Source organism: Pseudomonas sp. P108, assembly GCF_032613195.1.
Lineage (GTDB): Bacteria > Pseudomonadota > Gammaproteobacteria > Pseudomonadales > Pseudomonadaceae > Aquipseudomonas.
Map to the genome: position 1 here is coordinate 3,379,248 of NZ_CP126691.1, position 22,572 is coordinate 3,401,819.

Annotated in this window: 17 protein-coding genes and 2 pseudogenes; 8 read left to right on the forward strand and 11 right to left on the reverse strand. The window is 52.2% G+C overall.

What is annotated here, in order from left to right; genetic code table 11:
• Positions 1–15: 15 nt before the first annotated feature.
• Positions 16–906: an MBL fold metallo-hydrolase gene (locus QOM10_RS14790; protein ID WP_258638191.1), complete on the reverse strand. Its 891-nt coding sequence runs from the start codon at positions 904–906 to the stop codon at positions 16–18.
• A gap of 186 nt (positions 907–1,092) precedes the next feature.
• Between QOM10_RS14790 and QOM10_RS14795 the strand changes: the two genes are divergently transcribed.
• Entirely contained in the window at positions 1,093–2,103 is a 1,011-nt protein-coding gene (locus QOM10_RS14795; RefSeq protein WP_258638190.1) for a GlxA family transcriptional regulator, read from the forward strand.
• 31 nt (positions 2,104–2,134) lie between these two features.
• Here QOM10_RS14795 and QOM10_RS14800 read toward each other — a convergent pair whose 3' ends face one another.
• The 4 genes from QOM10_RS14800 to QOM10_RS14815 form a co-directional block, all read right to left on the reverse strand.
• Positions 2,135–5,188 (reverse strand): FAD-binding and (Fe-S)-binding domain-containing protein, encoded by a 3,054-nt coding sequence (locus QOM10_RS14800; protein WP_316916358.1) that lies wholly within the window; start codon positions 5,186–5,188, stop codon positions 2,135–2,137.
• 132 nt (positions 5,189–5,320) lie between these two features.
• On the reverse strand, positions 5,321–5,959 hold the full coding sequence (locus QOM10_RS14805) for an RraA family protein (RefSeq protein ID WP_258638188.1): 639 nt from the start codon (positions 5,957–5,959) through the stop codon (positions 5,321–5,323).
• 33 nt (positions 5,960–5,992) lie between these two features.
• A complete protein-coding gene (locus QOM10_RS14810) occupies positions 5,993–6,967 on the reverse strand; it encodes a hydroxyacid dehydrogenase (protein WP_258638187.1) in 975 nt (324 codons plus the stop codon).
• Between the two features lie 10 nt (positions 6,968–6,977).
• Entirely contained in the window at positions 6,978–8,327 is a 1,350-nt protein-coding gene (locus QOM10_RS14815) for an MFS transporter (protein WP_258638186.1), read from the reverse strand.
• 171 nt (positions 8,328–8,498) lie between these two features.
• Between QOM10_RS14815 and QOM10_RS31300 the strand changes: the two are divergent.
• Positions 8,499–8,693, forward strand: a pseudogene (locus tag QOM10_RS31300) (helix-turn-helix domain-containing protein); the annotation flags it as partial.
• 111 nt (positions 8,694–8,804) lie between these two features.
• Entirely contained in the window at positions 8,805–10,043 is a 1,239-nt protein-coding gene (locus QOM10_RS14820; protein WP_258638185.1) for an IclR family transcriptional regulator, read from the forward strand.
• Positions 10,044–10,216: 173 nt separating this feature from the next.
• Here the strand turns inward: QOM10_RS14820 and QOM10_RS14825 are convergent, their stop codons facing one another.
• Positions 10,217–11,191: a helix-turn-helix domain-containing protein gene (locus QOM10_RS14825; RefSeq protein ID WP_258638184.1), complete on the reverse strand. Its 975-nt coding sequence runs from the start codon at positions 11,189–11,191 to the stop codon at positions 10,217–10,219.
• 317 nt (positions 11,192–11,508) lie between these two features.
• On the opposite strand from QOM10_RS14825, the gene QOM10_RS14830 reads away from it, so the two are divergent.
• A complete protein-coding gene (locus QOM10_RS14830; protein ID WP_258638183.1) occupies positions 11,509–12,822 on the forward strand; it encodes a methyl-accepting chemotaxis protein in 1,314 nt (437 codons plus the stop codon).
• Between the two features lie 63 nt (positions 12,823–12,885).
• Entirely contained in the window at positions 12,886–13,143 is a 258-nt protein-coding gene (locus QOM10_RS14835; protein WP_258641468.1) for a DUF1652 domain-containing protein, read from the forward strand.
• A 408-nt stretch (positions 13,144–13,551) separates the two neighbouring features.
• On the opposite strand, the gene QOM10_RS14840 is transcribed toward QOM10_RS14835, so the two are convergent.
• The 5 genes and pseudogenes from QOM10_RS14840 to QOM10_RS14865 all read right to left on the reverse strand — a co-directional run bounded on the left by QOM10_RS14840 (position 13,552) and on the right by QOM10_RS14865 (position 19,189).
• A complete protein-coding gene (locus QOM10_RS14840; RefSeq protein WP_258638181.1) occupies positions 13,552–13,893 on the reverse strand; it encodes a carboxymuconolactone decarboxylase family protein in 342 nt (113 codons plus the stop codon).
• 21 nt (positions 13,894–13,914) lie between these two features.
• Positions 13,915–15,620, reverse strand: a pseudogene (locus tag QOM10_RS31305) (FUSC family protein).
• Positions 15,617–16,144 carry an HlyD family efflux transporter periplasmic adaptor subunit gene (locus QOM10_RS14855; protein WP_258638178.1) on the reverse strand — a complete coding sequence of 176 codons (528 nt, stop codon included), beginning with the start codon at positions 16,142–16,144 and terminating at the stop codon, positions 15,617–15,619. The pseudogene QOM10_RS31305 and the gene QOM10_RS14855 overlap by 4 nt, the downstream one beginning before the upstream one ends.
• Positions 16,145–16,608: 464 nt before the next feature.
• Complete coding sequence (locus tag QOM10_RS14860) at positions 16,609–18,690, reverse strand: TonB-dependent receptor (protein ID WP_258638176.1); 2,082 nt, start codon at positions 18,688–18,690, stop codon at positions 16,609–16,611.
• Between the two features lie 109 nt (positions 18,691–18,799).
• Positions 18,800–19,189: a DUF2946 domain-containing protein gene (locus tag QOM10_RS14865; RefSeq protein WP_258638175.1), complete on the reverse strand. Its 390-nt coding sequence runs from the start codon at positions 19,187–19,189 to the stop codon at positions 18,800–18,802.
• Positions 19,190–19,365: 176 nt separating this feature from the next.
• On the opposite strand from QOM10_RS14865, the gene QOM10_RS14870 reads away from it, so the two are divergent.
• From QOM10_RS14870 to QOM10_RS14880, 3 genes are all read left to right on the forward strand, one after another.
• On the forward strand, positions 19,366–20,250 hold the full coding sequence (locus QOM10_RS14870) for a LysR family transcriptional regulator (protein WP_258638174.1): 885 nt from the start codon (positions 19,366–19,368) through the stop codon (positions 20,248–20,250).
• Between the two features lie 94 nt (positions 20,251–20,344).
• Complete coding sequence (locus tag QOM10_RS14875; RefSeq protein ID WP_316916359.1) at positions 20,345–21,511, forward strand: pyridoxal phosphate-dependent aminotransferase; 1,167 nt, start codon at positions 20,345–20,347, stop codon at positions 21,509–21,511.
• The gene (locus QOM10_RS14880) at positions 21,508–22,440 is read left to right on the forward strand and encodes an AEC family transporter (protein ID WP_316916360.1); all 933 of its coding nucleotides are present in this window, start codon (positions 21,508–21,510) and stop codon (positions 22,438–22,440) included. The genes QOM10_RS14875 and QOM10_RS14880 overlap by 4 nt, the downstream gene beginning before the upstream one ends.
• The last annotated feature ends 132 nt before the right edge of the window (positions 22,441–22,572 follow it).

Below are 22,572 nucleotides of genomic sequence, written 5' to 3' on the forward strand. Positions count from 1 at the left end.
CCAAGAAGGTTTAAGTCAAAATTCCAGTGAAGCGCCGTCCTCTGGAATATCTACGCGATTTTCGATTCCTTGCTCCTTGACGTAGGTTCGTAGTGCTTCACGTGTCAGCGAGGTATGGTTGATTGCATTCATATGCACGGCGACTATCTTCGCCGTTGCCGCCGCCTGGGACGCATGCAGGACGTCGTCTTCACCCATGATGATCGCACTATCGAATCCATTCACCTTTGCTTTACCTGTATTGAGCACGATGACTTCTGGATGGTATTTCTGAATGGTCTGATCAACCTCCTTACGCCAAATGGTGTCACCGGCAAGGTAGACGGTCTTGTAGCCAGGGGCTTGAAAAACAACGCCCATGGCCTCACCCAAAAGCTTTGCGAGTGGGGGCACAGCATACATTTCGTCTGTACCGTGCTGTCCGCCTGCCTTGGTGAGTTTCACTCCACCGAATTCAGTTTCATCCTTCAGTACCTTCACATTTGTGAAGCCTTGGGAACGAACCAGCTTGGCATCGTCTTCGTGTTGCGTGAACAGCGGGATTTCTTTAGGCAGCGCTTTCTGCGCAGCTTCATCCCAATGATCGAGATGGGTATGGGTGAGGATGACCGCATCTACACCAGCGATAACTTCGGCTGGCGATTCGGTGAGATCGACCATTGGATTACGGAGATTGCTACGGTAGGTATTTTCAAATCCTGGGTAGGCTCCTTTTTTTGCAAGCATCGGATCGACTAGAAACGTAGTGTCCCCATAAGTGATTTTGACCGTTGCGTTACGAATTTGCTGCAAGTCCACTTTGTGGGCGGTGATTGGTGCTGACGAGACATCAGTATTGGCAAACGCCCATGTGCTGGCGGTAGCGCAAGCGAGGCTGAGGACGAGACGAAGTTTTCTTAAAGTCATTGGATTGATCCTATTAATGCATCGAGAGATTCATTCTTGCCGACTGCGTAGCACCACAACAGTGGCCTGAATGACATATTTCGATATAATTGGGCCAGCCGATCATTGTAGATGTGAGATACGGCGAATGAAGCCCTTGCTGCTCGAATGCGCGCTTATTTAGGCGATCAACCTGAGGCATATTTTATGCAATCCATACGCGTTGCCGTTCTGGCTTTTGAAGGCGTCAGTCTGTTTCATCTTTCCGTTCCTGGAATGGTGCTGGGGACTGCTCAATCCGCACCTGGCGAGCCTCAGTACGTAGTGAGTTATTTTGCAGAGAGCACGGGAATGGTGACTAGCGACCAAGGCATTGACCTCGCTGTCACTCATGGATTGGAACTGATGGAGGAATCTGACGTAATCGTCGTTCCCGCGTGGGGCGATCAATTAAAACCTGCATCCGCGCAACTGGTGACGGCGCTCCAGCGCGCCAATTCCCGAGGCAAGCTGATAGTCGGGTTATGTTTGGGCTCGTTCGTCCTTGGAGATGCTGGGTTGCTTGATGGCAAGGAAGCAACCACCCACTGGGCCGCCCGAGAAGAGTTTGCGCGACGGTTCCCTGAAGTGCGCTTTAGACCCGAGGTTCTATATGTCTGTGCCGGTAACATCATCACCTCGGCGGGTACTGTGGCGGCAATTGATTGTTGCCTTCATTTGGTACGCCAGCGTCTTGGCGCTGATGTTGCGAACCGCACCGCGAAAATGCTTGTAACGCCACCACACAGGCAAGGTGGGCAAGCCCAATATGTTGAACATCCTGTACCGCAGCTATCTAGCGAAACTTATCTGTCTGATGTAATGGCATGGGCTCGAGTAAACCTGACCAACGATCTGTCGCTGGATGTGCTTGCGGACATGGCGAAAATGAGCAGGCGCACATTTACGCGGCGATTCAAAGAGGCGACAGGGAGTACCGTTTCGAAATGGCTAAATGCGCAACGCGTTGCTAGAGCTCAAGAACTATTGGAAACAACTGACCTGCCAATCGAATGTGTTGCCGGGGAGGCGGGGTTCGGAACGCCTTTATCGCTGAGGCAACAATTCGGCGTTTACCTAGGCACGTCGCCTTCTGAATATCGACGTAATTTTTTTCGCGAAGTGAATCCAAGCCATAAGGCAGGCGTCAGCGAGACTAAAAGCCGAGCTTTCGACTAAATCTCCTGCCGAGGCTTAATGCTCTTGGCGTTCATGCAGCCGCACTCCTGACAAGATCCAGCAGCGCTTGCAATGGATGTAAAACGGTTACTCCGTCCTGTCGTTTCACTTGGCTTCGACATGAATATCCGTCTGCGAGTAATCGGCCAGAAGTATTATATTTTTTAACAAGAGGCGCCCAGGATTGCTTGTAGATCACTATAGAAGTGCCTGCGTTCTTCGTCTCATGCCCATATGTGCCGGACATGCCGCAGCATCCGCTGGCTTGAACGCTCATTTTCAGCCCCATCCGCTCATAGACTTGTTGCCAAAGGCCGATGCTGTTTGGCTCATTTGTCTTTTCAGTGCAGTGGGGAAGAAAGTGGTAGGGATCGGCATTTTTTACAATCTGCGACTGTGGAAGCGTATTGGCCAGCCACTCCTGCGGCAGTAGTACGGTAGGAGCCTGGTGGCTGCCAAGTGTCTTCGCATACTCCTGGCGATACACCAATGTCATCGCGGGATCGAGGCCCACCAGCGGTATTTCGTACTCCTGAAGCTGGTGCAGCGCTTCACCGTTGAAACGTGCGGCCTTTTCAAAAGCTTTGATGAAGCCTTGTACCTGAAGCGGTTTACCATTGGGTGCAAAGGGTGCGATGTAAACCTGATAGCCAAGCCTCGAGATCAGTTCGATCCAGTCGGCTAGTACGGGAGTTTCGAAGTATCGGGTAAAAGCATTCTGGACGATGATCACGCTGCGATCACGCTGCTGTTTACCCAATGTCGACAGCAACTCAGGCGTTGCAGTCTGAACACTCCACCGGCGGCATGCAGCGTCGAAGTCAGTGATGCTGAGCAATGGGCTATCGACCATCCCGGCCACATGCTCAAGCACATAGCGTACGGGGCGGGCGCCCATGACAAAGTTGTATAGACGCGGTGAGCGTGCGATGTAGGGAATCGTATATTCGAGCGACCCTATCAGGTAGTCCTTCAGCGGGCGCAGATAGCGGCTGTGATACAGCTCCAGAAACCGGGAGCGGAACTCGGGTACGTTGACCTTGACCGGGCACTGCCCCGCGCAGGATTTACACGCCAGGCAGCCTGCCATCGCCTCGTAGACTTCGTGGGAAAAGTCTTGCTGCCCCATTCTTTGCCCAATCGTATTCACGGCTCGTTTTGCGATGCTGGTGACATTGCTGGTGGATTGAGCGTGATCACTCGCCGCCACTACATCAACGCCTTGCTGGCCCTGAAGTCTGAGCCATTCGCGAATCAGTGAGGCACGTCCCTTCGGTGAGTGAACGCGGTCACGGGTGCCTTTCCATGAGGGGCACATGGCGTCGTCAGGGTCGAAGTTGTAGCACGCGCCGTTCCCATTGCAATGAAGTGCGGTGTCGTAGCTTCGCCAAACTCGCTCATCAATCGTGCGGTCGAGCTCACCCCGCAACGTTACCTCGTCAACCCGCGTAAGTCGGGTATCTGACAGCGTTTTAGGCGTTGCGATTTTACCGGGGTTGAGTTGATTCCAAGGATCAAACGCCGCTTTCAATTCCTGCAGGGCCGGATAAAGCTCGCCGAAGTAGTCGGGCACGTATTGGGATCGCAATCCCTTCCCGTGCTCGCCCCACAGCAAGCCGCCGTGTTTTTGGGTTAAGGCTGCGACGGCGTCGGAAATGGGACGGATCAGGCCTGCCTGAACAGGGTCTTTCATGTCGAGAATCGGGCGCACATGCAGTACGCCAGCGTCGACATGGCCAAACATCCCGTATTGCAAATTGTAGCTGTCCAGCAGTGCCCGGAACTCCTGGATGAAATGAGCGAGATTCTCAGGAGGGACGGCAGTGTCTTCTACAAAAGGCTGGGGTCTGGCTTCACCCTTGACGTTACCCAGCAATCCAACAGCCCGCTTGCGCATCGCGTAGACGCGCTTCAGTGCATCGGCGCCAATGGCCAGCGTATGACCCAGGCGCACCACGGAGGTATCGCGCTGCAGATGCAAAACAAAGTCATGAACGCTCTGCTGAACAGCGGCTTCATCGTCGCCACTGAACTCGATGAGATTGATGCCCAAGGTAGGTGTGCGTGGATCTTCAGGGAAGTAGTCGGCAACGCCATGCCAGACAATGTCCTTCATCGCCAGCATCAGAACTTTTGAGTCCACTGTCTCAATCGACAAAGGCTCGAGAAGCATCAATGCCTTTGCATCACGCAAAGCGTCCATGAAGCCTGCATAGCGGACGTTGACCAAGATCGAATACTTCGGGATCGGCAAGACGTTGAGTTTGGCTTCAACAATGAAACCCAGAGACCCTTCGGAGCCGCACAGCACACTGTTGAGGTTGAACCGGTCACCCTGCTCGCGAAGATGTGCCAGGTCGTAGCCGGTAAGGCAACGATTCAATTTCGGAAAGGTTCGTTCGATCAGATCGGCCTGATTATCCGCAATGCCGACAGCGCATCGATAAACTTCACCGATCCGATCCTGACGCGCAGTTTCTCGCATCAGAGCGCTTTTACCCACCACGCCGCTAAGGAGTAAATCACCGCCAAGCAATACCGTAGAAAGCTCCAGCACGTGATCACGGGTTTTGCCGTAGGTGCAACTTCCTTGGCCGCTGGCATCGGTGTTAATCATGCCGCCAATCGTTGCGCGGTTGGAGGTGGACAGTTCCGGCGCGAAAAACAGTCCGTAAGGTTTCAGCGCGGCATTCAACTGATCCTTGACCACGCCACTCTGAACGCGCACCCAGCGCTCTTCAGCATTGATTTCAAGAATGCTGTTCATGTGACGTGACAGGTCGACGACGATCCCATCGGTCAACGACTGACCATTGGTTCCCGTTCCGCCACCTCGTGGTGTCAGGACGACGGCTCTATGGTCGGAATCAGCTGCCAGCGTCGCAAGAATCTGAACGTCTTGAGCATCCAGTGGGAACACAGCTGCTTGAGGTAAACGCTGATAAATCGAGTTGTCTGTTGCAAGCACCATCCGCTGGCCATAGCTGTGAGCGATTTCTCCCCGGAAGCCCGATTTAGCAAGCTGCTGCAGAAATTCGTCGTAGTTCACGCTTTGATTTTTGGACGGAAGCAACCGTGCGATCATGATAAAACTCCAACCGGCATGCGGCTACTTTGACCCGTCTTAAAGTGCACACACTCGTTACGGTCAGTGTGGATGGTCTAGTGTTATTCAGAGGGGGCTTGATAACACCTCCTCTGCAGTCGTCTACGATTCTCAGCGAATACTCGCGCGGACTTTCTCTCTAAAACTGTTCTCGATCCCGTCCTGGGCTTTGAGCTTCTCGGCGAGCGATGGAACCAAGTGGCGACTGATAACGACGATTCCGTCTCTGTCTCCCAAAATTGCGTCGCCCGGGTTGCAAACCACATTGCCGCAAGCGACAGGTGCACCGACCTGTCCGGGGCCGTACTTGGAGGGGCCGGCTGGATTCACGGCGCGCGCATAGGTCGGAAGCCCCATAGCAGTCAGCTCCTCCACATCTCGAACCGCGCCGTCGATGACCACAGCTGCGACCTTGCGAGCCAGACACACTTCACCCAGTAGATCACCAAAGACCGCACGGTTACTTTCACCGTTGCCGTTGATCACTAGAACATCACCTGGCTTTGCATCATCCAATGCCCTGTGGATGGCCAAGTTGTCACCCTCCCAAGTGAGGATAGGCAGCACCGTTCCGTAGAACGAAGCTTTACCTGCCACATGGTGGATAGCGGAGGCCATCATTCCTAGGCGCTGCAAGACATCGCCGATCAATGCGACTGGGTAATGCGATATCTTTTCAATTTGTTTAAGGGACGCGCGCTCCCAATCTTCGCTCACGGTGATGCTTTCATCAGATACATTGATAAACATGGTGACCTCGGCGTGAATCCGTTTAAAGCGCTATTAGTTGAACGTCTTGGATGCAGGTTTGTTGACTGGGTGCAGTGGGGCTTCGCCGCGCAAAACTGCGGAGATCGCCTCTACCGCGCTCATACCAACGCGCAGCAACGACTCATTGGTTTGACCGGCAACATGGGGCGTCACGAGCAGGTTAGGTAAGTCGGAAACAGGGAATGTGTTGCAACTGAAAGGTGTGATCATGTCGATGTTTTCTGCAGCCAGCACGTCGACACCTGCACCACCCAGCTTGCCGCTGCGAAGCGCATCAGCAACCGCAGCTTCATCGATCACTCCACCACGGCTGGTGTTAACCAGGATGGCCCCGGTTTTCATTTTCTCGATTTCGGCACCGCCAATGAGGTTCTCAGTGCCTGCCTGCAGTGGAACGTGGAGGCTCACCACGTCTGCTTGAGCCAGCAAGGTATCGAGATCGACCAAGCGTTTATCGAAGCTCGAATCATAAGCAGGGTCAGTCGCCAGAACCTTCATTCCGAAAGCTTCAGCAACAGGCGCAACATGTCGACCAATGTCGCCAAATCCAATCAAGCCCAAAGTGCGACCCTCGAGCTCGATACCTGTAAGGGACAGTCGATCTGCCGCCCAAATATTGTCGCGTGTCTGATCTGTGGCCAGTTGAATCTTGCGACTAATACCCAGCAGCAGAGCAAATACGTGCTCCACAACACTTCTTCTGTTTGCGCCAGGCGTGTTGGTGACCCAGACCCCCAGCTCAGCTGCTGCTTTGTAGTCGACATTGTCATAGCCCGCGCCGTGCCGGGCGACGATCCGAAGCTTCGGGGAGTCGGCAATCATCTCCGCAGAGATGTGGCCACCGCGCAGAAATACGGCATCTACCTGTTGTTGGATGTCGGCATAGGAAACTGCATTCGGGCCGTAGCCGAGTCGAACTTCACCCAGAGGTGAAAGGGCTTCCAGTACGTCTGGATGGATCGGGCTTGTCACATAAATCAAAGGCATGATCATCACCTTAGGAGAATTGATGGGTGTTGGCGTCATCGCCCGCCGCCGGTGCATTTTTACGAACGGTCGAGATAACGATCAGCCCCAAGAGACCTGAAGCGCACAAAATGAATGCGGGCGTGGATTGATTACCGGTTGCGCCAATCAGCCAGGTGGCTAGGAACGGGCCCGAACCCCCGCCAATGACAGCGCCTACGCTGTGGCCAAATGCGACGCCGGTGTGGCGAATATGCATCGGGAAAAATTCCGGCATCACCGAATAGGTACCCGCCTGGCAAAATGCGTACGGGATCATGCCGAGGGCGAGACCTGCCATTGCCAGGTTTACCGAGCCTTGTTGCATCAGCATGAAGGACGGTATCGACAATACGGCGTAGGCCAGGTAGGAGTAACGCAGGATGGACTTACCGCCGCGATAAGAGCCGAGTTGGCCGGCGAGAGGAATCAGGAACGCGGCAAGAATCACGGCAATTAGAACGATGGTGGATGCTTCACCTTTCGAGTACCCCAGGATGGAGCTGAAGTAGGCGGCGATGAATACGGTACCGATGTAGGTACCGATATTCTGAACCATCGCGATCATGATCACTTTGATTAGTGGCTTGCGAAAGTCGCGGATCAGCTCAGCGAAAGGCTGGCCTTTCTTGACTTCAGCATCGTTTTTCTTGGACGCGAACTCAGGGCTGTCTTCAATGCTGAGTCGCATGTAAAGGCCGATGATTCCCAGCGGCAGAGCCAGCAGGAACGGAATACGCCAGCCCCACGAAAGCATCTCCGGATCTGTGAGTGTCGCCGCAGCCAGACCTGCAATTGCAGCTGCCAGGCCTTTACCGAACTGAGCAATCGAGGGCAGGAAGGAAATGTACAAGGCGCGACGTTTGGGCGGAGCCCACTCGCGGATGTAGCTTGCAGCGCCACCGATTTCGCCACCAGCGGAGAAGCCCTGCAACATGCGCAGCACGACCAGAAGACTCGGTGCCCAGACACCAATCTGCGCATAGCCGGGCAACAGGCCAATTAACGTGGCCGCAGCCCCCATCAAGGTGATGCTGGCGATAAGACTGAAGCGTCTGCCTACCTTGTCGCCGAGCCAGCCGAAGGCGATAGCGCCGAGCGGCCTCACCAAGAAAGCAGAGCCGAACACGAGGAAAGTGTTCAGCAGGCCGGTCGTTGCATCATCTGAAGGAAAGAAAACCATGGCGAGGGTTGCAGCGACATACCCGTAGACGCTGAAGTCGTAATACTCGACAAAGGTTCCAAATACAGCGGCCCTCGTGGCCTTCTTGGCTTTCCTCGTCTGCTCCGTTTCTTCAACGGTCTGAACGACAGGCTCGGCCATAACGTTATTGTTGTTCATGGGCACCTCGGGTTATAGGACGTAGGCTCAACTCAAAAAATGGGACAGCGTCCTGATTTTGTTTTTTCTAGATTCTAGAAGCGGGACACGCTTGTCAACAGGCAGGTGCGATTTGCGGTTGGGCAGCTTTTGCCCCCAGAATGGGGCTCCAAAACCTCGATTTCTCTAAAGATGGCTCAAGCAAAACGCTCTATTACCTCATCTACGCCGGCGCACCCTGCATCGAGCCATACCAGGCTGATAGATGTAGTGGACGCACTTGTCAGGAGAACGGGCGGAGAGCCTTGGGGGGTTCGAGAGCTTGCGGCAGAGCTTTCGGAGAGTCGGAGTACCGTTAATCGGATTTTAGTCTCCTTGGTTGAAGTGGGCCTTGCGAGTGAGCTTGGAGTTGGTAAGTACGGCATAGGGCCTCGGATCGACGTCCTTACCAAGACGCTCAGTGATTCAAGTGTGCTTCTTGGACGGAGCGGAGGATTGTTGAGTGAGCTGGCAGATTCATCACAAGGCACTGCGCTCGTCTCGATCTACTGCCCCTCTAGTAACGGCTATTTCGTAGCTGCATGCCGCGAGGCTAAAGTTACGCTTACGTTCAAGCCAGAATTGGGTGTTGTATTTCCGCTTACATTCGGAGATATCGGTCGGCAGTTTGCTGAATTTATCGAAAGCAACTCTCCAGATTCAAATGTGCTGAGCAATTCACGAGAGTCTGACCATAGTGCGTGTCACCACCTTGGATTGCTATCTGAGGCCGAATTTCCCAGCGCGTTGTCGATTGCTACAAAGAGTCTTGCGAATGGATTAGTCGTGTCCATCTCCGTCCATTCTGTCGGTAGCGCCGGGGCAAAAAAGAATTCGAATATTGATTCAGATGTGCAACGAGTGGCTGAAGAAATACATGCGACTGTAAATTCTCGAATTTTGGGCAGCCTTCAGCGAGCGCCTAGCTTATTGATTGAGGAGACTAAGTCCACCGTTACTCGTCTCGAAAGACTCTTGCTACTGGCATGCGCTTTTCCGGACGGTCTGAAAAAATCTGCGGGATTGCCTGAGCAACTATTGTGCAATGAGGCTACTGCCAAACGGCTGATACAGTCTGGAGTTCAAGCGGGGATTGTTACATTATCTGACTCCACTTTGTTCCCGGGTTCAAAGCTATATCGATGGGCCTCTAGGATCGGCAGCGACCTCCGCACATTTGCGGATCTCACTCGGTCAATTTTGTCAGATTTAGTCCAAGAAACTGGTGAGACAATCGCGTTCCTCGCCTACGACGACACATCTAAGAAAGCTGAGTTTCTTGATGTAATTCAAGGATGGCGCCCGATTCAATACAAGCTACAGGTAAATGTGGAAGTACCACTTTATGCCGGTGCAGCTGGTAAGGCGGTTTTGGCTTTTTGTGGAGAAGATTTAGCCGATTCGATTGAACTAATAAAAATCACTGAAGCAACTATTACTTCGCGTGAAGTTCTCAAGCAAGAGCTCAAGGTTATTCATGAAAGAGGCTGGGCCACTGGTGAGGGGGAGCGAGTGCTCGGAGCCTTCGGCTTGGCAGTACCATATTTTATCGATGGTAAAATTCGAGGGTCGGTTTCAGCCACTATTCCTCAATATCGCAAAAGTGAGCGTGACCTTCCTATGCTGACCTTATTGATGCGCGAGGCTACTAAAAAGATCGAGAGACTTCTTTCTTTAGGTCTCAACCTTGAGCGTTGATTAGTGCAGTGCTTGCGGGTCATAACTGGTCAAACTTTGGCAAGACCTACCAGGCGCCACGCGCTTTTATTAGCCGCAGTATAGCCCCGGGGCGAGTATCTTGTGCTTGCTGATCCTCCATCCGTAACCAACATGGTTCCCAACTTGCTGACTCCTTACGGAGCAATCTTGCTTCACGATTCTTTGCTGTAGACGGGCCGTCCTATGAACGAAGGATGAACGAAATATTTAAGGCTATAATATTTGCAGAAAGACTGGTAATTAGTAAAGCCACATGCGTAAGCAATTTCTTTTGGTTTGAGCGTATTTTCTTCCATGCTGAGCAAACACCTTGCTTTTTCTAGCCTTTGCTCGCGCAAAAAAACAATAGGGGTCATGTTCTTGAACTGCCTAAAGCCCATTTGTAGAGAGCGAACGCTAAGGCCCGCATGGGCAGCGACTTCGCACACGGTTAAATGAGGATCTACACTGGATGCCATGTATTCCGCGGCCCTGTTGATTGAATGAGGGGTAGGCGTTATGCTCTTTTTGGGGGCGAGAATATTCATTGTATAATTATGGTGAAAGTTTGAAAGACAGAAGCCTATTAAACTCTCTTTTAAACTGTCAGCTACTTTTCTGACAAAAATCGGCGACCTCTCAGCGAAATCCATAATGGTTTCCACAAGCTTTTGAATGGTGTTAATTTGCCAGCGTTCGCAGAGTTTCTTGTCAAAAAATATGCGCGTTCTAGGCGGGTAGCCTAAAATTAAGGTAAGTTGTTTAACTATATCTGCATTGGAAAGATATATCGTTGTATAGCTTATGTCTGCGGCATAATTTGCAAAAAATATTTCTCTCTGATCAGCTACAACAATGGCCCCTCGTTCAGCCCTGTGAGTGCCGTTATAGTTTCGCCATTGCATAAAGCCGGAATGTGGCATTGTAATTAAGAAGCCGTCCATCTCGTTAGATGTCCTATATCCCCATCCAGACGGGCTATAAGAAAGGCTTACGAATGACGTACCCAATACACAAAACCTTTTTTCGTAATCTAGCATTCCGCTCGAGCCTGGAACTATCGACATGAAGTTGTCGTAGCTTTTGAAGTGCTCAGACGCCTCATCTATGTCATAAAAGTGTAGTTTTTGTGCCCCGTAGATATCCATGGTTTCGATCGTGATTGTGGGCGATGTGAGGATTATAGCTGTCGCTTCGTCAAGCATTCAACTACCTATTATTGCGTTTTTATTGACAATCCAAAAAAAACGCAGAGTTAAAGAAAAGCGCATGTTTATTTAGGCACGTTGCTGGTATTCATGAGGCAAGATAATTAATCTACCTGCGCACTCAAGGTAGCAATTCTGTTTTTATCACTTTGGTGTAGTGATGTGCACCCGCAGAGCGCATTTGAGACTAACAAATAATTTTTTAAGCCTGCATGGAATTAACCACCCATCTCGCTACGATCTTTCAAGGTGTGACCATGTTCAACAAAGCCCTTAAATTAAAATTAGCCGATATGGAAGCTCAAAACAGCGAGCTCAACGAGTTATTTGCGGTACTCGATCGATCAGCAGCTATCATCGAATTCAACCTAGCTAAGAAGGTGGTGCGCGCAAATAATAATATTTCGCGATTGCTAGGGTATAGTGTTAATGAAGTTCTTAATAAAACGCATAAAGACTTTTGTTCAGAAAGCTTTACTCAAAGTGCGGAGTATTCTTCCTTTTGGCAAAAGCTATCATTAGGAGAATCTATTTCTGGAACGTTTCCGAGAATCGCAAAAGGCGGCGAGGTGATATGGCTTGAAGCCACCTATAGCCCACTGATAAGTGCATCTGGTAAAGTGGAAAAAATAATTAAGTTTGCTTTTGATGTAACGGATAAAGTCACTCGGGATGCAGAGTTGCGAGCAAAGCTGCACGCTATCGATAGGGCAATGGCAATTATTGAATTCGATGTGCTAGGAAATATAATATGTGCGAATCAAAATTTTCTAGATGTTCTGGGCTATCAGTTTTCTGCTTTGTACGGAAAGCATCATAGTTTGCTTTGTGAGCCAGAGTTGGTAAGCAGTCAAGGATACAATGATTTTTGGCGACGCCTGAACGCAGGCGAATTTTTTAGTGGTCAGTTCAAAAGAATAAGCAAGGACGGAAAAACGGTATGGTTAGAAGCAAGTTATAATCCTGTTTACGATAATGGAGGGCAATTAATAAAAATCATAAAGTTTGCAAGCGACATCACCGCTCGTATTGAGAAAATTGACAAAGATGCTCAAGGCGCATTACGTGCATATCACATCTCAGCTGAAACTGAACGAGTAGCCCAGCAAGGTGCGCAAGTGATTCATGAGACAGCAACAGAGATGCGCTCAATAGCGGAGAGCATTGGAGAGTCTGCCCGATTAATTGGACAGTTAGGAGACAGATCCGAGCAAATAACGGCGATCGTAAATACTATTCGTGGCATTGCTGAACAGACCAATTTACTTGCGCTGAATGCTGCAATCGAGGCAGCACGCGCGGGCGATCAAGGCCGAGGTTTTGCGGTAGTAGCGGATGAGGTTAGACAGCTTGCGGGACGAACGAGTCGCTCAACAGCAGAAATTGCGGAAATGATTGGAAAAATCCTAACAGAGACGCGCGATGCGGTTGCGAGTATGGGAAAGACGCGCGACGGCGCACAGCGCGGTGTGATGCTGGCTGATCAAGCGGGAGAGGTTATATCCCAAATCCAAACGGGAACAAGCGATGCGGTTGAGGCGGTGAGCATGTTTGCTTCTAAATGTGACTGAAAGCAATCTATTCATAGGTTGAGTTTAGTAGACCCTCTGATAGGGCGTCTCCGGGTGTCAAAAATGCTAGCAGGAATTTCTGCGCTTCAGTTGCGAAAGGCTCTTGAGTTGGCTTTTCGACCACTTTCGTGCGATTGTACATTGAGCGCAGATGGCACCCTTACTATCAAACTTTACGAACCTTGTTCTGGCCGTGTGGATCTTCTTGTTACCGCTGTCCGTGGTGATATCCTTGCGTCCAGTTCCGCACTTTCGACGCTGATCGAAGAGCTGAGCTTTGAGATCGCCACTTGCCGACGTTCGTTTCTCTCAAATCGGTAGGAGATAAGTCTTTTTCCATACCCCAACATTTTTTCCGCTCGTGTGCCTTCATTCTGCTCACGGTAAAATATTCATGCCGACTCTTACCCGGAGCAACCGAAATTGTTTGCTAAAAGGCGATAAAGTCGGGTGGGAGACATCCCGTGCTATACTTATGCATGCCCACCGTGTGTTTGGCACCCATTACTTTCGGGGGAAGGGATTAGATGAGAGTGACCTCTTTTGGTAAACTCTAACTTGCATTAATGGACTGGTTGAATGCCTCACATATGTTTTTCCAGACTCGAAGGGTCGGGCACGCCAAGCAAGTCCACATCACGTTTTATTTCTGTGCAAAGATCGGATTGCCGCGATGCGCAGCTTCGATCCGATAGCGTTTTTTTGAAACGTACCCAGACGAATACTGCTTTAGCGTCGTGACTCATCACTTTGATGGGCAGCTTTCATCGCTTGCCATCCATGGGTAATCCCACCACCCGCTCGAAGCGCTGTCGCTACCATGATCGCCTCGGCTACATCTTGCTTCGACCCCCCCGCGCTGATGGCTCGCTTCGCATGGTCGGTAATGCAATAAGAACACTGTGTAGTCACTGCTACGCCAACAGCGATTAATTCCCGCGTGGCTAAATTCAGGCTACCGACATCCTTGTTGAATACAGCTTTGTCAAAGTTGAAAAATGCCGCGACCATTTCGGGGGCAGCCTCTTGGAGATCTCGCATGAAGTTAGCATCAGCCTGATGGTTGTGCATTTTTGTATACCTTTAAATTCATTATTGGAGCGTGGAATTTGATCCTTGGTGCTGCTTGATTGAGTTCACGCTCATGCGGTGGCCAGACTCAAATACTTTAAGCCCACGCTGTGTCAGCTTCCTACCGACCTGCGATGGCGGCTCGTATGCAGCGAGAAAGGCGAGACGCTCAGCCGCACGTTGTGTAAGCCAGTTGGCTGACAATCGCTTTTTCCGCATTTTTTCCAAGTCGGAATTGAGTGTTCTGATAATCCGTTGCTGCTGCCATATGGCTTTGGGCGGCCCTAGCAGATCAAAAGCTGCGTAAAGCATTCCTAGGCCCGCTGCGATCCCCAGTCCAGTGAACAGGCATTGATGGATTGCAAAGGTCATGTAGTTGCTTGGCTGAACAAGCACCGCCAGGGTCAGACAGAAACCTAGACCGTAAGGGGTGAGTAACGGTGAAGTCATGCTCATCAGCCCCAGAAAAAGAGGCGCAGAAAGCACCAGGATCAACGTCTCGAAATCGCCCGAACCCTGCGCTAGCGAACTGAGTACGAGCAGGGTGGCGACAGGGATGGCGATCAAGGCTCCACCGAGTAACTTTGCGGTGGACAGGCGTGGAGCCGGGTGTGAGGACAATATCTGGGAGAGGAGAACAGGTAGTGCGATCATCATGATGAGTGCGGCTCGTTCGCCTGACAGAATCCATACCCCGATAGCGCTCAGGAAAACAAGTGAGCTTCGCAGCGCCGTTCTTAGTCCGACGAGCCAGTCACGATGTCGATTGAAACGTGGAAAGCGTTGCGTTTCGCGCGAGCCTTCAGCCGCTGAATCGCAGGTTCCATGAATAGCTGAGAGTGCCTCGGATACTTTGTCCAAGCACACTGCCTCAAGCGAGCTGCAGCCATGAGCGTCTTGATCGACGAAGCGAGCTAACATACACGCCAACCGCTTAGGGTTATCACTCAATATGTGCTCGATGGTTTGCCCCCATGCAACGATGGTCAAGGCGTTGCTAGCGGTGAGTAGGGCTGCATCGACATTGCTTGCCAGCTCATAGCGTCCCGCATTGGCGTCATCGTTATGGATGTGGACAAGGCGATGATGCCTATGCGCTGTTGATGGACAGCTGTTGGATTTGATTGCGCCTGAAGAATCGCCGAGACATGGGTGAGGCTCAAATCCCGTAGGCGATTCATACCCGCCTCCAGCACCTTCTTCACCTTGAAGGGATAAAGCAGGACGCTGGCCAGGATGGCACTGGTGGCTCCGACCAGAACTTCGCTCAACCGAGCGCGAACCACTATAAAGATCGATCCGCTGCTGGTGTTTGCAGGATCGGCCATGGCGAAAAGTACAATCAGAATCGCTGTGACACTCACTAATGACATTGCGAATATAAAATTGACATGCCGCATGGTTGAGGCGATTGCCGACGTGACGGCAACGCACAGCGCGAGTGCTCCAATAGCTAAGACAGGGTATGGCGTCAAATTGTCCAGGATCAGTACCGCTATAACGGCGCCGACCGTTGATCCAAGAACAAGGCATGCCGCTTTTTCGATGACCAATCCGGCCTCGGGGCGAGCCTGGAGCATCATCGACGCCACCATCGCCCAGAATGGCTTGTCCAGATCCAGGCTCATTGAAATCGCTAGAGCGAGCGCAACGGCAGAAAGCCCCTTGCAAGCGAACACTATGCTGCGAAGGTCAGGTGCCAGGTAGTGCATCAGGGCGGCTCTCATTGGCTGCCCACCTCAGCGGCTTGTTCGTGGACTCTCACGGATGCGCTCATGCCAGCAATCAAGCGAGTGCCTGCAGAGCTCTCATCCAGCTTTATGTCGACCGGTATGCGTTGCGCCAATCGCACCCAGTTGAACGCCTGTTGCACTTGAGGCAGCAGCATTGGATCTGCTTGCGTGTTGGTGTTGGCGACACCTTTGGCGATGCTCAGGACACGGCCAGTGATGGACGGCCCTCCGGTCATGAGTGAGACATCGGCCAAATCCCCCTCACGGATGTCGAGGAGCTTGGTTTCTTCGAAGTAAGCAGTCACGTAGAACGAATCATTTTTGACGAGTGAGAAGGCGGGAGAACCTTGGGCTATGTAGTTGCCTTCCTGCAGTCTGACGTTAGTGATCGTACCGTCAGCTGGCGCTGTAATGGTTGTTCGGGCCAAGTTGATCCTGGCAGTTTCCCACTGCGCCTTGTTGACCTCATATTGGGATTTGGCCAGCAAGACTTGGGCATGTGCGTTATCCAGATCCATGTATTGGCAATTCGCACGGCCTAATTATTTTTTCGACTTGGAGATTGGTTTTATGTCGGGGTTTATGAAGAGCGCTTTGGGGTTCGAAGTGAACATGGATGATGAATTTGCAGATAAGGATTGTAATATTCTTGGGCTGTTGGAGAGTGGTTCTTCAGGTGTTGCAGGATGTGAATTGAGGAAGGTCGCGGAATTGAATAGTTGGATAATCGAATTTATTTGGCGCGACGAACAATCTATGCATGCTCATTTTCGATCATGTCAACTGCAAGAACTGATTAAGCTGTTGGCTTCTAGATCGCGTAAGATTGTATTCGAATGCGACAGTGAGTGAGCCTAATACATATAGATTTCTCAGGCGATTAGTTGCCAACCAGCTATATCTTAGTTAATCGGATTGCGGTGAGGAAGGCGCGCATTCCTTGGAGCTGATGAGGCATAATAGGCCTCAACAGAATTACTCCTCAAAACTCCAAAGTCACTCCGGTGTAAAGCGCACGGCCATCACCCGGGGAATGTAGGGATGCCTGGGCACCGTCCGGGTCATACCAAACGTATTCATAATAGCGGTTGGTGAGGTTTTTCAACTGTAGATCGACGCTCACTGACTCGGTCACTTTGTAGGTCGCGCCGAGGTTCATCAGAGCGTATCCGCCATAAGTCCCTTTGGTGTTTTCTCGCTCCAGGTAGTAGTTAGTCTGGCCATTCATCCAGGCCGTCAGCAGTAGCGCAGGTGTCGCTTCATAGCTGATCCCGGCGTTGTAAAGGTGATGGGGGATATGGTCGATTTCCTGACCTTTGCTGTTGGGCAAAGTGGCGCTTGGCTGGAGTATTTTCGAATACTGCCAAGAGTAGGCCATCCATATTTCCGTGCGTTTGTTTGGGTGTAGGTTCATCTGCAAGTCATAACCCCACCGTCGCGTTTCACCGACGTTGTCCGACTCGCCGCTCGGGTCGTTGAGGCGGCGACTGACTTCACCCGAGGCTTCTTGCTGCCAGTATGCGACGCGACCATCAATCCAGTCCGCCGGGGTGAACTTGATGCCTGTTTCCCAGCCTTCATTGATTGAAGGTGCCAGATCGGTATCTCTTGGCGGGATTTTGTAGGCTGCCGCGCCGGTGCCAACTTGGAAGGTACGGCCCCAGTTGGCATAGAAACTGGCTACGTCCCAGGGCGAATAGACCACGCTAAGCTTAGGTTGTTTGATCAGGCCATAATCGTTGATATCGTAATCCAGGCCGGTCATTTCGTTGGTGAAATCCCCCTGGATTTTATCGACCCGATACGCCGGTACGATCTTCAGCGACTCGAAAGGTTTGATCTCAGCCTGGACGTAGGCGCCGTAGGTGTCGAAGTCGAACTGCTGATCTCGGGTAGTTGCCAGACGAGCACGGTCTTTGGTGCGATAGCGCTCACTCTTGTTTTGCTGCTGCTGTACGTCTGCACCACCTTCCAAGGCGAAGTCATACAGCCAGCTGACCTCCGGTCGCCATGTCAGAGATGTGAGAGCGCCATATTGAGTTTCATAGGCATCACGCTCCTGTTGGGAGCTAGTGCGCCAATATTGCGTCCAGCGTCGATCATCGAAGGTGTTGACGTAGGTCTTCGCCGACCATGCGAGGTTCTCAGCCAAGTCTGTATCGAAATGCAGGCTGACCTGATTCATACGCCGAGTGCCCTTGTCGGTGGCGTTGAAACTGTTGGTCATGGTCGGATGATGGCGGGCATCATCTTCGGTCAAATAGCCAGGCTCCTGAGCCTCTGCTTCGTAGTGACGGGCGATCAAACCGATTCGGTAGCTGTCGTCATCCGGTGTATAAAACCACTTACCCGACATAGAAAACCGGTCTGCTTGGGAATGATCCCTGTAGCCATCGGATTTTTGATAGGCAAAGAAGTAGTTCTGAGTCCAGTTGCTGCTTTCGATGCCCTTGGCGAGCTGGGTTTCCTGAGTGTTGAAACTGCCGTAACGAATCCGCGCCTTGGCGTAGTCACCACCGGTGCGGGTCAGCATGTTGACGTTACCCGCGATGTTGTTCAAACCATAACGCGCATCACTGGTGCCTCGGACAACCTCGATGCTGTCCAGCTCCATGGGGAAAATCATGTCCATGAACGGCATATTGCCGTCGTTGCTGTTGCTCGGAATGCCATCGATCAAAAGCTTTACGGCATTCACTTCGCCTTCACCGTTAAAGCCACGGAAGGAAATTTTCCCTGAGGTCGTGCCTTGGTTGAACTCGGTGAGCATGACACCCGGTGCGCGAGTGAACAGTTCCCAGCTGTAATTTACTGGCATTTTTTCGAGGATGTCTCCTCCGAGAATATCCACCGAGCTGAGAACGTTTCTGGTACTCAAAGGGCCGCTTGCCGAGCCCTGAATGCTGACCGCACCCAGGGTCAGGGTGGAATTTTCGATTCTGCTGGCTTCAGCTAATGCCACTGGCAGTGGGCTCAATGCGAGCACCCCTATTGAAAGCAGGGGCCAGAGGGGGCGGAATACAGACAATGCCTTTGCATGGCACAAAGTGGTTGAAGCAGGCATAGCACGCACTTCCTGATGATCAAGAAACTTTAAGGGCGTTCAGCGTCCATCGCAGGCCGCTGAAATGATTTAAAGAGAGCAGCACCGTACGAGGTCAGCGGTGTTGTGATCAGGCGAAAGGGGATGCCCGTGGACTTAGGCTTGGCCAACGAATTCTCGGATGTAGCGTGGGCAACTCAGGATTTTCGAGGACGGTATTGGAGGGGTACGGCGGTAGGTAGTGCCGGTAGTAGTTGGACGGTAACGCTGCAAGTCCCGCATGACCACAACAGCAGTCGCCGTGCTGCATGACAGGTTTCGATTGCGGCAGCTGCAGGGCATCAATTACTTTGCCGAGGTCTGCAGGAAGGGCGCTCAAGTTCCCACCTGAACAAAAACCACCCCAAAGCATCAGGCGCACGTCTGGCGCCTGCATCGCACGACTCATCGGCATAGCGAACAGATTGAGCAGAACAGCCAGACAGGCAATCCAGGGACGGATACGTTTCAACGGGCTCATAAATGAAATCGCCGCGAAGGGGCAGCTATTTAGCCCGCTTTAAAGAGTGAAGTAAATTTTTCCTGGGTGCGCTATTTCGCCACAGGTCATATTGGATCGTAGGGAAGATGTCTGCGTCCAAACAAGACGCCTGCACCAGCTGGTAAGCTCGCTCATCAACTTGTTGGATGATGGCTATGTCTCTACGCGCACTTCGAACACTGCTTGCTATTGCCCAACACGGTTCTTTCGTCAGAGCAGCGGACGCCGTTCATCTCACCCAGTCAGCGGTCAGCCTTCATGTTCGGTCGTTGGAGGAGGATTTCAACGCGCTCCTGTTTGACCGTTCACGACGGTTGCCGGTACTGACGGATGCGGGCCATATCGCCGTGGAGCGCGCGAGAGAAATTCTAGCTTTGTACGACGGCATCTCCTCTGAGCTTGGCGGCGACAGCGAGTTACGGGGCAGGCTTAGAATCGGCGCCATCCAAACAGCACTGGCAAGCGTTTTGCCCCTCGCACTGTCTGCATTGCGCGCCCAGCATCCGCACCTGCGCATCACTGTTGCGTCGGGCATGTCTGCTGAGTTGGCCACGCGCGTAGAAGCGGGCGAACTAGATGTTGCGATCACCACAGAGCCGGTGAAACCACACCCTTATGGCCTGGTGAGCACGGTGCTTTACGAGGAAGGTTTCTGGATCATCGCGCCTGTGTCACTCGCGCATGAGGACTTGCAGCTTCTTCTCAAAAATCAGCCGTTTATTCGCTTTGATCGTCGTGCCTGGGCGGGTCGAACCATTGAGCGGGAGCTTCGCACTATGCGGATGCGGGTGCAGACCAGCATGGAGCTTGATAGTCAAGATGCGATTATCCAGATGGTTTCAAGCGGACTTGGAGTATCCATCATTCCTCTCGCCCAGCAACAAGTCGAAAGCCTGACCACACTCGCCTTTGAGCCGTTCGGCACGCCTCAAAAAACCAGGCGCGTTGTATTACTGGAGCGCGAAGACCGTCCGCTTAGGCGATTGGCTTCAGCCCTGGCGAACGCCGTGAAAGCTTATTCTCCGCACACCGACCCATGAGTGATACTTGTTGTTTGCTGAATTTTAAATCGTTTTTATTTTAGAGTCCGACTTCTTATCGTGGTGCCCATCCAGACGCATTCTTGAGGGCTACATGAGCACTCCACCTACCGCAGACAATATCCTGCAGTCTCCTATCCTGATCATGGCAAAGCGAGCGGCGTTGATGCGAGCGCAGGGCAGGGATGTCATCGACCTGACATTGGGCGAGCCAGACTTCAGCGCGCCGCCACACGTTCTTGAAGCTGCGCACGCTGCGCTCAGCGGTCGCCTGACCTACTCACCGTCTAACGGTATTGAACCACTTCGTCGCGCGATCCGAATGCGCATGAAAGAAATTCGAAAACTCGATTACGCCGATGATCAAGTGGCCGTCGGCTGTGGCGCCAAACAAATCATCTACAACGCTTTTCAAGCGACCCTCAAAAGTGGCGACGAGGTGATCGTGCCCGCGCCCTATTGGGCGAGTTATCCCGCCATGATCAAGATGTGCGGCGCGCGACCGCTGATTGTTTCGACTACAAGAGAACAAGGTTTTCGCCTCACTGCAGAGCATTTGGAGGCAGCGCTTAGCCTGGCAACGTCGCCCAAGTGGATCGTCTTGAATGCGCCGGGCAACCCGTCAGGAGCGCTTTACTCACGTGAGCAACTGTTGGCTATCGCCGAAGTGCTGCGTCGATACCCACGGGTGATGGTGCTATCAGATGACATTTATTCAGAAATTCGTTACACGGATGATCCCTACCAAACGTTGGCGACGGTGGCGCCTGATTTGAGAGACCGTATCCTGATCGTGGATGGCGTATCTAAAGTTTACGCAATGACCGGCTGGCGAGTGGGGTGGGGGTGTGGGCCAACGCCATTGATCACGACGATCAGCTCGGTTCAATCACAGAACTGTACTCAGACCAGCACCCTGAGCCAGTTGGCGGCGGTTTCCGCATTGACTGGGCCTCAAGCGTTGGTGGGCGAGCGAAATGCAATTTATCGACAGCGACGTGATGCCGCGCTCCAAATCTTGCGGGCCTGCGAAGCTATTGATGTCGCATGTCCAGAAGGCGCGTTTTACCTTATTCCTAGGATCAAAACGATCAACGATGATCAGGCCTTCGCGCTCGAGCTACTTGAGGCGGGCATAGCAACTGTTCCAGGTAGCGCTTTTGGGATGCCAGGACATCTCAGGCTTTCCTTTGCTACCGATGAGTCCATCCTGACTGCGGGCTGTGAACGTTTGGTGCAAAAAATCAAGGCGGGCGCATGACCCTTTCTTTGTTGATTGCCTTGTTACCCATCGCTTTTTTGATCGCGCTGGGCGCATGCCTCAAGCATCGTCAATTTCTAGCGGATACCTTCTGGGCGCAGGCAGAGCGCTTGGCATATTACGTATTGCTTCCTTCTCTTTTCTTCCACGGACTGGCGACCGCCAAGCTTGATGGAGTGCCCATTCAGAGCATGGTCTCGGTGCTTATATTGTCGACTGTCGTCGTGTCGCTAATGCTATTGGGAGCAAGAGTGCTGATCACTCGGGACAATGCGGCATTCACGTCAGTTTTTCAGGGTGGCATACGCTTCAACAATTACGTTGGCGTTTCTGCAGCGGCGGGTTTGTTTGGTGTGCAAGGCGTAGCGCTGGCAGCCGTCGCGAACGCTGCGATAGTGCCTACAGTTAACATCCTGTGCGTACTTGTTTTCGCAAGGTTCGGATCTAGCGGCAGAATGACATTTAGCAAAGTGCTCAAGCAGTTGGCACTGAACCCGCTTGTACTCGCTTGCTTCGCCGGCGGGTTGATCCAGGTCTTTGGCTGGGGGCTACCAGTTGGTATCGAGCCGATGCTCAAAGCCTTGGGTCAAGCGTCACTGCCGCTCGGTTTAATCTGCGTGGGTGCCGCGCTTGAGTTCGGGAGCATTAAGCAATGGCTACGCCCGGTCGGCTATTCGTCTCTGGTGAAGTTCTTAGTCATGCCGCTCGTCACGCTTGGAGCTTGCCATCTGTTCAGGCTTGAAGGGAAAGCTGCCATTGCAGCACTCCTGTTCCAGGCGCTGCCGACCGCTTCATCCTCCTACATCATGGCTCGTCAGTTGGGCGGAGATGCGCCACTAATGGCTGGGATCATCGCTTGCCAAACCCTTCTCGCAGGCGTCGCTCTTCCCATTGTCATAGTGGTAATGACCCAATGGATTGCCTTTTAGGCATTTACGAAAAGCGTTCAACGATGCCGTCCTGATGCGGGATGTTTCGCGCACCACTTTTGAGCCGTATCCGTTTTTTTCTTCTATTACGCCGGGATTGTGGCAGTAGTACGAATTCAGATTCTATCTCGA